The sequence below is a fragment of the Sinomonas terrae genome, from assembly GCF_022539255.1.
In the GTDB taxonomy this organism is placed as follows: domain Bacteria; phylum Actinomycetota; class Actinomycetes; order Actinomycetales; family Micrococcaceae; genus Sinomonas; species Sinomonas terrae.
This window is the reverse complement of sequence record NZ_JAKZBV010000001.1, coordinates 4,230,972-4,243,330: the sequence shown is the minus strand read 5'-3', so window position 1 is coordinate 4,243,330 and position 12,359 is coordinate 4,230,972. Positions and strand designations below refer to the sequence as shown.

Below are 12,359 nucleotides of genomic sequence, written 5' to 3'. Positions count from 1 at the left end.
AAGGCCACCCGCAGGGCACCGGCCTTGACCTCGGCGAGAACGCGGCCAGGATTACCAGCTCCGGGAGGGGGCGTTGACATAGGAGCAACCTTGATTCCGAGCCCCAGTGTGGCGATCACGGAATAGAGGCCCATTTCCGGAATGAACAGCACGGCTGAGAGCGACCAGTCCTGGGGCTGCCCGGCCAGGACTGACCCTCGCACGAGCGCGGGCAGGACTGTGTCGGATTCGTAGTAGAGGATCCATGAGCGGCCGGTGGCGTCCATGTGCCACACCGCTAGCAGTGCCAGCGCCAGTGCTACTACGACGCCGGTGCACTCGGTGACCCATCGTCGTCCCCGCACAGTCAGGGGAAGCGCCGAGGCCTTGGCTCCCGCGGGCCTTGACGGAGCCCATGACGTCTCGGTCGCCCCTCCTGCCCCGTTCATAGGTTCCGGCCCCTAAGGCGAACCCGTACCTCTGCGCTCTGCCCCTCCAAGGGTCTCGGAGGCTCGGACGCAGGCCTCGGAGCGGTCGAGCCGAAGCGGTGGACGGCGAACAGGTCGCGGATGGCCCGTTCACAGGGCTTCTCGACGAAACGGTAGGCGAGAGCAGCGACTGCGGCGGCTGAGAGGAGGGCTGGCGGGACGAGCCACCAGGGGAGGCTTTGGGGGCCTTGGGCGACTAGGAGTCCGACCGCGCCGAGGACGAGGTAGTGCACCATGTAGAACGAGAAGGAGCGGTCTCCAAGTCGGACTATGCGCGGATGGGTCAGAAGGCAGCTCCGGCCTTCCAGCTCGCGCCGGGCTGTGGCCCAGACCAGGACGATGATCGCGGGCAGTATGAGGGCCTCGCTGGCCCACCACAGCGTGAGATGGGACAGATCGGCGAGGAGCGTCAGGGCAATCCCGGCTGTGGTGACGGCAGCTGCTGTGAGTTGACTCGTGCGGGATGGTGCATGTCCCGCCTTGAGCAGGAGGGCCAGCGCGACGCCGATGACGAACTCGGCCATCCGGTAGGGAGGGAAGTCGTAGGTGAGGAAGTGGGCTGCCCATCCGTCGTTCCCGCCACCCAGGGTGAGCTGGAAGACCAGGCCCATCACCGGCTGCAGGACCATAAGGAACACGACGGTGCCGACCAGCTCGCGGACGTTGAACCGCCGCATTACCCTCAGCATCGCGGGAAGCAGCAGGTAGAAAAAGGCCTCGGCTGACAGGGACCACGCCACCGCATTGAAGGACGATGCCGAGGACGGACGCCAAGCTTGTGTGAGGGTGAGGCTCTGCAGGAACGAGAGCCGACTGGAGTTCGGCGCGACAGGGACAATCGCCGCGACGGCAAGCGTGGCTGCGTTTAGCGGGAACAGTTTGGCGAAACGGTTCCGCAGGAACGTGACAGTGCCGTCCGCTGTCGTCTCCGCCCAGGTCAGGACGAAGCCGGAGAGGACGAAGAAGAAGCTCACCCCCAGGAATCCGAGGTTCACCACCGGAAGGTCGTAGCGGGCGAAGCCATGCATGAGCGCGACGGCACTGGCGGCGAGGAACCGCAGGCCAGTCAGCGAGTGGATTCGCTTCACCGCTTCCTGCCGTTGCCCCTTCGAATCTGTCGGCACATCAGCCCCATGAATGCGGGTGCAGTGGCGTACAGCATCGATTACCCCCTTCTCGAAAGCACTTCCTTGTTCATCCCACACTGTTGGAGATCTGTGATTTCGAAACCTTGCGCAATCCTTGGCTGATCCTTCGTTGAAGAGAGGCGACATATTCGAGCCGACCGAAACTTGTCTCTTCGCGCTCAGACACAAGGCCAGACGATCTCCTCGGTCGCCGCAATACGGATAGCGTGGTCGTCATGGATTCGCGCACGCCCCAGTTGTCTCCTGGCCTGTACCCCATCGACACGGGCATGGCGGAGCTCCAGCGCGACGGTGACGCCTCCGACGGTTGGCTCCTCAAGATCAACGGCGTCCAGAGCTCCCACATCGTCCTGAGTGACCCACTGCGGCTGGACTTCGAGTACATGCGCTGGATCATTGCGCTAGTCGAGGAGCGCTTTCCGCCCGAGAGCACCGACAGGCTCCGGGCACTCCATCAGGGCGGAGGCGGCTGCTCGATGCCTCGGTATCTCGCGGTGCGCTACCCGCACGCGCGGCAGGTCGTCGTCGAACTCGACGGGCAGCTCGCCGAGTATGTCCGGAGCTGGTTCGACCTGCCTAAGGCGCCGCTCCTGCGGCTCCGCGTCGGCGAGGCGCGCGCTGTCACGGAATCGCTCACCCCGCGGACGCGGGACCTCATCATTCGCGACGTCTTCTCCGGGTCTCGGACACCGCACCCCCTCACAACAGTCGAGTTCACCCGGGCTTCAGCACTGCTCCTCGACTCCGGTGGGCTCTTCGTGGCGAATATCGGCAGTGCGCCGGACCAGATCACGGCCCGCGAGGAGGCCGCCGCGATCGCCGAGGTCTTCCCCTATATCGGAGTGGTTGCGGACCCTGCGATGCTCAAGGGCAGGCGGTACGGGAACATCATCGTCGCGGGAAGCGACAGCCCGCTCGAAGGCTCGGCGGCCCTCCGTCGTCGTCTCCTGGGTGGGGGCCTACCGGCCCAGTTCTGGGACGACGCCCAAGCTCGAAGCTGGATCGGCAAGGCCGCGCCGAGGCACGATCCGCCCGGGAGCCCGGCACCCGATCCCGCTACCCCATGAGCATCGCCCGCGCCTCGGCCACCTTGCGCTTGAGGGCGTCGACGACGGCGGCGACCGCGGGGTGGCGCATCGAGTCGGGCCGCAGCACCATCCAGTACGGAAGCTGCTCGCGGAAGTAGCCGGGCAGGAGCCGCACAAGGTCGTCGTGGCGATCCGCCATGAAGCACGGCAGGAAGCCGATGCCGGCCCCGGCGCGCGTCGCCTCGATATGCACGAACACGTTCGTTGACGTGAGGCCATCCCGCATCTCCGGGGCGAGTCTGCGCGGTGCGTCGAGGTCGTCCACCTGGAGCATCGAGTCCACGAAGTAGACGAGGCCGTGCCGGGCCAGCTCCTCGGGAGTCTCGGGCGCGCCGTGCCGCTCGAGGTAGTCGCGCGAGGCGTACATCCCGAGCGTGTACTCGCCGAGCCGCATCGCCTCGGCCCGGTGGACCTGGGGCTCGCCGACCACCACCTCGATGTCGACGCCGGAGCGCTGCTGGAGCGCCCGCCGCGTCACAGTAATGAGTTCGACGGCGAGGTTCGGGTGTTCCCCGCGCAGGTCGGCGACGGCGGGGGAGGCGATGTAGGCGCTGAAGCCGTCCGTCGCGGTCATCCGGACGACGCCGGTGACGGGATCGTCTGCGCCCGGGGCGAGGCGGCCGACGGCGTCCGCGACCTCTTCGGCGATGCCCACCGCGCGCTCGCCGAGGGGAGTAAGCTCCCACCCGCCCGCGGCCCGGGCGAGCACCCTGCCCCCAAGCGATTTCTCAAGAGCGGCGATCTTGCGGGCGATGGTCGTGTGGTTGAGGCCGAGGCTCTCGCCCGCTGTCGTGAACTTCCCCGCGCGGGAGACCTCGAGGAGGACGAGGAGCTGGTCGGGCGAGGGGGACGCCGTCGTCATATCGCCCACTGTAGCGTGCCGAGGGCGCAGAATCTGCAATTCTGCACAGTTACCCTGCGGTACTGGTCATTGAAGCACCAAATTCGCGCAGGAATACTGGCGGAGGCTAAGTGGCTCGTATCACACCGGAGGGAACCCATGAGCTCAATCCAGCGCCCGGTCGGCACAGGCGCCGACCGCTCGCTTCTGACCAAGATCGTGTCCGCGTCGATGGCCGGGACGGTCGTCGAGTGGTACGACTTCTTCCTTTACGCGACCGCTTCGACGATCGTCTTCAACAAGATCCTCCTGCCCACCATGGGCAATGAGTACGACGGAATCATCGCGGCGTTCCTGACGTACGCGGTGGGCTTCATCGCCCGCCCGCTCGGCGGCGTCGTGTTCGGCCAGATTGGAGATCGGCTCGGCCGGAAGCGGACGCTGCAGATCACGATCCTCCTGATCGGTGTCGCAACCGTCCTCATGGGCTGCCTTCCCACCTACCATCAGATCGGTGTGTGGGCTCCGATCCTGCTTGTCGCACTCCGCTTCGTCCAGGGCCTCGCGCTCGGCGGCGAATGGGGCGGTGCTGTGCTGTTGGTCGCGGAGCACGCTCCCGACAAGGACCGTGCGTTCTGGGCGTCGTGGCCGCAGGCCGCAGTGCCGCTCGGCAACGTCCTCGCCACCGCTGTCCTCTGGGTTCTGACCTCCACGCTGTCGTCGAGCGCGTTCCTCGCATGGGGCTGGCGCATCGCCTTCTGGGTCTCCGCGATCGTCATCATCGTGGGCTACGTGATCCGGACCAAGGTCACCGAAGCCCCCATCTTCGAGGCGGCCAAGGCTGAGCTCGAGGCCGAGAAGGCCGCGGGGTACGGGGTCTTCGAGGTGATCCGCCGCTACCCGAGGGGGATCCTCGTGGGCATGGGCCTCCGCTTCGCGGAGAACATCATGTACTACCTCGTGGTCACCTTCTCGATCGTGTATCTCGGTACGGGGCTCAAGATGAACACGGCCTCGATCCTTGGCGTCATCGCAATAGCACACGTGTGCCACTTCGTGGTGATCCTCACCGTTGGCCGGATGGCCGACCGGGTCGGCCGCAAGCCCGTCTACCTCGCCGGGGCGATCCTCACCGCGACCTGGGGATTCTGGGCTTTCCCTGCGTTCGGAACGAAGAACACCTGGGCCATCCTCTTGACGATCATCGTGGGTCTCGTCTTCCATGCCCTCATGTACTCCGGTCAGCCGGCCATCATGGCCGAGATGTTCCCAACCCGTATGCGCTACTCCGGCGTGTCCATCTGCTACCAGGTCACGTCGATCGTGGCTGGCTCGCTCGCGCCCGTCTTCGCGACTGAGTGGCTCAAGGCCACGGGCTCGTGGTGGCCGACCGCCGTCTACCTCGCGATCGCATCCCTCATCACCGCCGCCGCCGTGATCGCGCTCCGCGAGACGAAGGGAGCCTCGCTCCACGCGCTCGACGCGGCGGATGCTGCCCGCGTGGGTGTTGCGGGCGAGGCAAGGGCGCGCGCATGAGCGGGCTCGCCGGACGCAAGGCGCTCGTCACGGGCGGCGCGGCGGGGATCGGAGCAGCGGTGGCGACGGCGCTCGCCGAGCGTGGCGCCGCCGTCGTCATCGCAGACCTCGACGGCGACGCCGCCCAGAAGCTCGCAGCCGAACTCGGCGGCGAGGCCTGGGCCGTGGACCTCCTTGACACCGCCCCGCTCGAGTCGTTGGACCTTGACTGCGACATCCTCGTGAACAATGCAGGCATCCAGAAGGTCGCCCCGATCGACGAGTTCGAGCCGGACGTCTTCCGCAGGATCCAGAAGCTCATGGTCGAGGCGCCGTTCCTCCTCGTGCGGGCCGCGCTCCCGCACATGTACGAGCAAGGCTGGGGGAGGATCATCAACCTCAGTTCGGTGCACGGCATCCGGGCCTCTGCCTTCAAGAGCGCGTACGTCGTGGCGAAGCATGCCCTCGAGGGCCTCTCGAAGGTCACGGCCCTCGAGGGCGCCGACCACGGGGTCACGTCGAACTGCATCAACCCCGGTTATGTGCGGACTGCCCTCGTCGAGAGGCAGATCGCCGATCAAGCCGCCACCCACGGCATCTCCGAGGACGAGGTGCTCGAGAAGGTCATGCTCACCGAGATGGCGATCAAGCGGCTCGTCGAGCCCGCGGAGGTCGCCTCGCTCGCGGCGTGGCTGGCGTCCGACGACGCCGCAATGGTCACCGGGGCGAGCTACACGATGGACGGCGGCTGGTCGGCGCGCTAGATGCGCGCCTGCTCGCCCTCCGCGACCACCGGAAGCGGTGCGGTCTCGTCGCGGAGGGCGGGTCGCCGTCGGCCATCGCCCCGGACCCACAGGGCATAGGCCGCGCCGAGGAGCCCAAGCCAGACGGCGCCGACCACGAGTGCGACCCGCGTGTCCTCGAACCAGCCCAGAACCACGATCACCAGCGCCAGGAACGTGATCGCGGCGATCGACGCCGCGGGCCACAGGGGCGACGGGAACTCCGAGGGCGCGAGTGCGTACTTGCGGATCTCGCGCTTCATCGCGACGTGGCTCACGAGGATCATGACCCATACCCACACGGTCGCGAAGGTCGCGATCGACGCGATGATCGTGAACACGTCCTCGGGGATCACGGCATTGAGCACGACCCCAACCAGCAGCACCCCGGTCATGACGACGACGGTCAGCCACGGCACACCACGCTTCGACACCTTCCCGAAGGACGACGGCGCGTGCCCCTGCTGGGCGAGACCGAACAGGACGCGCCCAGCACCGAAGATGTCGGAATTGATGGCGGAGAGGGCGGCCGTGATGACGACGGCGTTGAGCACGTTCGCGGCGCCCGGAATCCCGAGACCGTTGAAGATCTGGACGAACGGGCTGCCCTGGCTTCCGACCTCGGACCAGGGAAAGAGGCTCATGAGCACGGTCAGGGTGAGCACGTAGAAGAGGAGCACGCGGACGGGCACTGTGTTGACGGCGCGGGGGATGGCCTGCTTGGGGTTCTCGGCCTCGCCGGCGGTGACGCCGATCGTCTCGACGCCGCCGAACGCGAACACGACCACTGAGAACGCCGCAAGCAGTCCTCCGTAGCCATTCGGGAGGAAGCCTCCGTGGTCTACGAGGTGCGCGACGCCGGGGTGCTGGCTGCCGAGCTGCACGCCGAAGACGATGAGGAACGCGCCGCCGGCGATCATCGCGCCGATGGCGACGACCTTGACGAGCGTGAACCAGAACTCGAGCTCGCCGAAGACCTTGACGCTGAGCAGGTTTACGCCGGTCAGGAAGAAGATGACGGCGAGGATCCAGATCCAGCGTGGAGTGTCCGGGAACCAGAAGCCCATGTAGATGGAAAAGGCCGTCACGTCGGCGATGGCGACGATCGCCATCTCGAACACATAGGTCCAGCCGGTGACAAAGCCCGCGAGCGGGCCGAGGTATCGGCTGGCGTACTGGCTGAAGGAGCCGGCGACGGGGTGGCGGACGGCCATCTCGCCAAGGGCGCGCATGACCATGAAGACGGCCGCGCCCGCGATCATGTACGCAATGAGGACGGCGGGTCCGGCGGCCTGGATGGCCGAGGCCGAACCGTAGAAGAGTCCGGTGCCGATGGCTGACCCCAAGGCCATGAACCGGATGTGCCGGACGTTGAGGCCGCGGCTGAGCACGGCGGTTGAAGACTGCATGGGGGTTCCTCACGTCTCTGGGAAGGATTCCTTCCACTCTGCCGGTTCGTCTGAACGCTGTGAGTGGAGTCACGGCTGCTTGTGTCTCGGACCGCAGACGCGCTTTGTCCGGCATCCGGGACGGCGAGGCTTTCCCGGGAGGTGCGCACCGTCGTCGTCCGCGTGCACACTGGAGTTCGGTATTCCAGACACGGCCCTTCAGGGGCCCCCGACGCGAGGTGCCCTATGCCCCCCGAAGCAGGCCTGAAATCCAAAGTCCCCGCCGCGGAGAGCACTCTGCGGATCCTGCGGCTGCTCGCGTCGCGTCGTGGCCCGCAGCCGGCGGCGAGCATCGCCGCGACGCTGGGGCTCCCGCGATCGACCGTCTACCACCTCCTCGCGGTCATGGAGGAAAACGGCTTCGTCATGCACCTGCCGGAGGAGCGGCGGTATGGCCTCGGAATCGGGGCGTTCGAGCTCTCGAGTGCCTATTCGCGTCAGGAGCCGCTCTCCCGCTTGGGGCGCCCCATGCTCGCCTCCCTCGTCGACACGATCGGCGAAAGCGCCCACCTCGCCGTCCTTCATGGGAGGGACGTCCTCTACATCGTCGAGGAGCGGGCGAAGAACCGGCCCTCCCTTGTGACCGACGTCGGCGTCCGCCTCCCGAGTCACCTCACCGCGAGCGGTCGCGCGATCCTCGCGACGCTTCCGAAGTCGCAGGTCCGCGCGCTGTACCCGAACGCGGCCGCGTTCAGCGAACGCACTGAGGAAGGTGAGCACATCCGAAGCTACGCGGCGCTGCAGTCGGCCCTGGACCAGGTGCGCCAGCGCGGTTATGCAACCGAGGACGGCGAGGTCACCGCCGGATTCGCCTCGGTCGCGGCGGCCGTCACCGACCATGCGGGATGGCCGACGGCGGCCGTCGCCGTCACCTTCCTCGGCGAGAAGGTGCCGGTGGAGGAGCGGGACGAGCTCGCGCGCCAAGTCCTGCGGGTCGCGGGCGAGCTCTCGCACCGGATTTACGGCAGGGGCTAAGCGTCTAGGCGACAGATTCCGACCGGGATTGGAGGCACGTTGCCAGCTTTTCTCGGCGTGTCTCGCCGAATCGCCGAGATCGCGGCACCGATTCCGGTCGGAATCCAACAAGGATCGGGCGGGCGTTTCGAGTACGTCTGAGATCCCAGACAGCGCCCTCTGAAAGGCCCTGTTTCGAGGGCTCTCACCGCGGTCTCATGGATGAAGAAGGTCCGCACGGACCCCCAGACCACCAACACTGACGCAGGAGTCACAATGACCACCTCCGATCCGGCCCACAAGGCTGATTTCACGACCGGTGCCCGCCCCGTGCGTGCCCCTCGAGGCACCGAGATCAGCGCGAAGTCCTGGCAGACCGAGGCGCCGATGCGGATGCTGATGAACAACCTCGACCCGGAGGTCGCCGAGCGTCCGGACGAGCTCGTCGTCTACGGCGGCACGGGGCGGGCCGCGCGCTCGTGGAAGGCGTTCGACGCGATCGTCGAAACGCTCAAGGACATGGACGACGACGAGACCCTCCTTGTGCAGTCCGGCAAGCCGGTCGGCGTCTTCCGCACCAACAAGTGGGCTCCGCGGGTGCTGATCGCGAACTCGAACCTCGTGGGCGACTGGGCGAACTGGCCCGAGTTCCGCCGGCTCGAGGCCGAGGGCCTCATGATGTACGGGCAGATGACAGCGGGATCGTGGATCTACATCGGCACCCAGGGGATCCTGCAGGGCACGTACGAGACGTTCGCTGCGGTCGCGGCCAAGCTCCACGCCGAGGGCCGGATCCCGGCCCCGACCCTGGCCGGCACCCTGACCCTCACCGGCGGGTGCGGCGGCATGGGTGGGGCGCAGCCGCTGGCCGTGACCCTCAACGGCGGCGCGGTCCTGATCGTCGACGTCGACGAATCCCGCCTGCGCCGCCGGGCCGGCAAGCGCTACCTCGATGAGGTCGAGACGGACCTCGACGCCGCGCTCGCCAAGGTCGTCAAGGCCAAGGAAGAGGGCCGCGCCCTCTCGGTCGGCTACGTCGGCAACGCCGCGGAGGTCTTCCCCGAGATCCTGCGCCGCCACCGCGCCGGGGAGCTCACGGTGGACGTCGTCACCGACCAGACCTCGGCCCATGACCCGCTTTCGTACCTGCCCACCGAGTACACGCTCGAGCAGTGGCACGGGGAGGCCGAGGCGGACCCGGAGGGGTTCACGAAGAAGGCCCAGAACGCGATGGCCCGGCACGTGCAGGCCATGGTCGAGTTCCAGGACGAGGGCGCAGAGGTCTTCGACTACGGCAACTCGATCCGCGACGAGGCACGCAAGGGCGGCTACGAGCGCGCGTTCGCGTTCCCGGGCTTCGTCCCGGCGTACATCCGGCCGCTGTTCTGCGAGGGCCTGGGCCCGTTCCGCTGGGTCGCGCTCTCCGGGGACCCGGAGGACATCCGCGTGACGGACCAGGCGATCAAGGAGCTCTTCCCCGACAACGAGCACCTGCACCGCTGGATCGACGCGGCCGAGGAGTTCGTCGAGTTCGAGGGCCTCCCGGCCCGGATCTGCTGGCTCGGCTACGGCGAACGCCACAAGGCCGGCCTCCTGTTCAACCAGCTCGTCGCCGAGGGCAAGGTCAAGGCCCCGATCGTGATCGGGCGCGACCACCTCGACTCCGGCTCCGTCGCCTCCCCTTACCGCGAGACCGAGGGCATGAAGGACGGCTCGGACGCGATCGCCGACTGGCCCCTCCTGAACGCCCTCACCGCAGCGTCCTCGGGCGCGACCTGGGTCTCCATCCACCACGGCGGCGGGGTCGGCATCGGACGCTCGATCCACGCCGGCCAGGTCTCCGTCGCCGACGGCACCGAGCTCGCCGCCGCGAAGCTCTCTGTTCTGCTCACCAACGACCCGGGCATGGGAGTGATCCGCCACGTCGACGCCGGCTACGAACGCGCAGTGGAAGTAGCCGCCGAGCGCGGCGTCAAAATCCCCATGCAGCACGCCGACACGGCGAAGTAAGGAAGCCTCACATGACCCTCACCGCCCCCGAAACCCATCTCCCCACCGAGGTCACCCTCGCCCTCGGCGGGCTGACCGCGGCCGACGTCGTCGCCGTCGCCCGTTACGACGCCAAGGTGAGCGTTGCACCCGAGGCCCTCGAAGAGGTTGCCCGTGTGCGCGCCCACGTCGAGGCGCTCGCGGCGAGCGAGACCCCGGCCTACGGCATCTCGACGGGCTTCGGCGCCCTCGCCAACCGCCACATTCCCCAGGATCTGCGCACCCAGCTGCAGAAGTCGCTCATCCGCAGCCACGCGGCCGGGATGGGGCCTGCCGTCGAGCGCGAGGTCGTCCGCGCGCTCATGCTCCTGCGCGCCAAGACGCTCGCATCAGGGCGGACGGGTGTGCGTCCCGTGGTCCTCGAGACGTTCGTGAAGCTCCTCAACGCGGGCATCACCCCCGTAGTTCGGGAGTTCGGCTCGCTCGGCTGCTCGGGCGACCTTGCTCCGCTCAGCCACGTAGCGCTCGTGCTCATGGGCGAGGGCGAGGCGTTCGGCCCCGACGGCGAGCAGTGCGGCGGCCGTGGCCAGCGGACGACGGCGGAGCTCCTCGCCGAGCAGGGGATCGAGCCGGTCACCCTGGCTGAGAAGGAGGGCCTCGCGCTCGTCAACGGGACCGAGGGCATGCTCGGCATGCTCCTTATGGCGCTGCACGACCTCGACGCCCTCGTGAAGACTGCGGATGTCACGGCGGCTCTGTCCATCGACGGGCTCATGGGAACGGACCAGGTCTTCCTGCCCGAGCTCCACGAGCCGCTTCGCCCGCATCCCGGCCAGGCTGATTCGGCTGCAAACATGCTCGCCGTCCTGCGGGACTCGAAGATCGTGGAGTCGCACAAGGTGGGCGACAGCCGAGTTCAGGACGCGTATTCGCTCCGCTGCGCACCTCAGGTCGCCGGTGCGGTCCGGGACACGATCGCCCACGCTCGGATGGTCGCTGGTCGCGAGCTAGAGGCCTCGATCGACAACCCCGTGGTCCTGCCCGACGGCCGCGTGAGCTCGAACGGCAACTTCCACGGTGCCCCCGTCGCGTACGTGCTGGACTTCCTCGCGATCGCGGCGGCGGACCTCGCATCGATTGCTGAGCGCCGCACGGACCGCATGCTGGACCCGGCCCGCTCGCACGGGCTCCCGGCGTTCCTCGCGGACGATCCGGGTGTGGATTCCGGGCTCATGATCGCGCAGTACACCCAGGCCGGCCTCGTGTCGGACCTCAAGCGCCTCGCTGTCCCGGCGTCGGTCGATTCGATCCCGAGCTCGGCGATGCAGGAGGACCACGTCTCGATGGGGTGGCACGCTGCGCGCAAGCTGCGCAAGGCAGTCGAGAACCTGCGGCGGGTCCTCGCGATCGAGCTTGTGACTGCGGCCCGCGCGATCGATCTGCGGACCGCGATGTCCGGCGGTGCCCTCGTCCCCGGCCCCGGAGGTGCGGCAGCGCTCGCAGTTCTCCGGCGCACGGTGGCGGGGCCCGGCGTCGACCGTTTCATGTCGCCCGAGCTCGAGGAGGCGGACCGGGTTCTCGCCGACGGCGAGCTGCTTACTGCGGTGAATGCGGCTGTCGGCGGCCTTCGCTGACGCTGGCTCTCCGGGTGATTTCCTTGGGGAGGCCTCTTGGGGAGGCCTTCGAGGTCTCCCCAAGGAAAGGCTGTGGTCGGACCATAGCATTGGAGAACTGCACAACAGATATAGCGAATCGTGGGCGAGGTCCACATAGCACGGCGTCCCGCGAACCGATAGAAACGTAGAGTCTGCAATGGCGCGGATCACAACGGGCCCTTAGAGGGCCAGATTCCATGAAGGGGTTTAGGGAGAAATGAAGGCACGCGGAGCGGTACTGACTAGGCGGAGCGCGCACCAGGCGCCTCTCACGGACTGGGCGGAACTGCGGGCCGAGGATCCGGTCGAGATCGTGAAGCATGCGCAGGTCGTGGCCACCGGGCGGGTCGAGGAGGTCTCGCTGAGCGGCAACGTGCTGTGGCTTATGGCCGAGGGCGCTGAGGCGCGGCGCCTCTTCCTCAAGTCTGACGGCGTACTCGTACGCCGCGCGTAGGTTCCCTCGCTCGCAACG

General features: G+C 67.7%; 10 protein-coding genes. 7 read left to right on the top strand and 3 right to left on the bottom strand.

What is annotated here, in order from left to right:
* Positions 1-424: 424 nt before the first annotated feature.
* Positions 425-1,555 carry an acyltransferase family protein gene (locus L0M17_RS19665; RefSeq protein WP_241056060.1) on the bottom strand — a complete coding sequence of 377 codons (1,131 nt, stop codon included), beginning with the start codon at positions 1,553-1,555 and terminating at the stop codon, positions 425-427.
* A gap of 275 nt (positions 1,556-1,830) precedes the next feature.
* Here L0M17_RS19665 and L0M17_RS19660 point away from each other — a divergent pair, with 275 nt between their 5' ends.
* Positions 1,831-2,682, top strand: a complete 852-nt coding sequence (locus tag L0M17_RS19660; protein WP_241056059.1) for a spermidine synthase — start codon at positions 1,831-1,833, stop codon at positions 2,680-2,682.
* Here the strand turns inward: L0M17_RS19660 and L0M17_RS19655 are convergent.
* On the bottom strand, positions 2,672-3,565 hold the full coding sequence (locus tag L0M17_RS19655) for a LysR family transcriptional regulator (protein ID WP_241056058.1): 894 nt from the start codon (positions 3,563-3,565) through the stop codon (positions 2,672-2,674). The genes L0M17_RS19660 and L0M17_RS19655 overlap by 11 nt on opposite strands.
* A 138-nt stretch (positions 3,566-3,703) precedes the next feature.
* Here L0M17_RS19655 and L0M17_RS19650 point away from each other — a divergent pair, with 138 nt between their 5' ends.
* On the top strand, positions 3,704-5,080 hold the full coding sequence (locus L0M17_RS19650; RefSeq protein ID WP_241056057.1) for an MFS transporter: 1,377 nt from the start codon (positions 3,704-3,706) through the stop codon (positions 5,078-5,080).
* Positions 5,077-5,823, top strand: coding sequence for a 3-hydroxybutyrate dehydrogenase (locus L0M17_RS19645; protein WP_241056056.1), 747 nt, complete (start codon positions 5,077-5,079; stop codon positions 5,821-5,823). Before L0M17_RS19650 ends, L0M17_RS19645 begins: the two co-directional genes overlap by 4 nt.
* On the opposite strand, the gene L0M17_RS19640 is transcribed toward L0M17_RS19645, so the two are convergent.
* Positions 5,820-7,250, bottom strand: coding sequence for an amino acid permease (locus L0M17_RS19640; RefSeq protein WP_241056055.1), 1,431 nt, complete (start codon positions 7,248-7,250; stop codon positions 5,820-5,822). The two genes, L0M17_RS19645 and L0M17_RS19640, sit on opposite strands and share 4 nt — an antisense overlap.
* A 225-nt stretch (positions 7,251-7,475) precedes the next feature.
* Here L0M17_RS19640 and L0M17_RS19635 point away from each other — a divergent pair, with 225 nt between their 5' ends.
* The 4 genes from L0M17_RS19635 to L0M17_RS19620 all read left to right on the top strand — a co-directional run bounded on the left by L0M17_RS19635 (position 7,476) and on the right by L0M17_RS19620 (position 12,341).
* A complete protein-coding gene (locus L0M17_RS19635) occupies positions 7,476-8,264 on the top strand; it encodes an IclR family transcriptional regulator (RefSeq protein WP_241056054.1) in 789 nt (262 codons plus the stop codon).
* Positions 8,265-8,519: 255 nt separating this feature from the next.
* Complete coding sequence (gene hutU, locus L0M17_RS19630) at positions 8,520-10,253, top strand: urocanate hydratase (protein ID WP_241056053.1); 1,734 nt, start codon at positions 8,520-8,522, stop codon at positions 10,251-10,253.
* Positions 10,254-10,264: 11 nt separating this feature from the next.
* Positions 10,265-11,866, top strand: a complete 1,602-nt coding sequence (gene hutH, locus L0M17_RS19625; RefSeq protein ID WP_241056052.1) for a histidine ammonia-lyase — start codon at positions 10,265-10,267, stop codon at positions 11,864-11,866.
* Between the two features lie 238 nt (positions 11,867-12,104).
* Complete coding sequence (locus L0M17_RS19620; RefSeq protein ID WP_241056051.1) at positions 12,105-12,341, top strand: hypothetical protein; 237 nt, start codon at positions 12,105-12,107, stop codon at positions 12,339-12,341.
* The last annotated feature ends 18 nt before the right edge of the window (positions 12,342-12,359 follow it).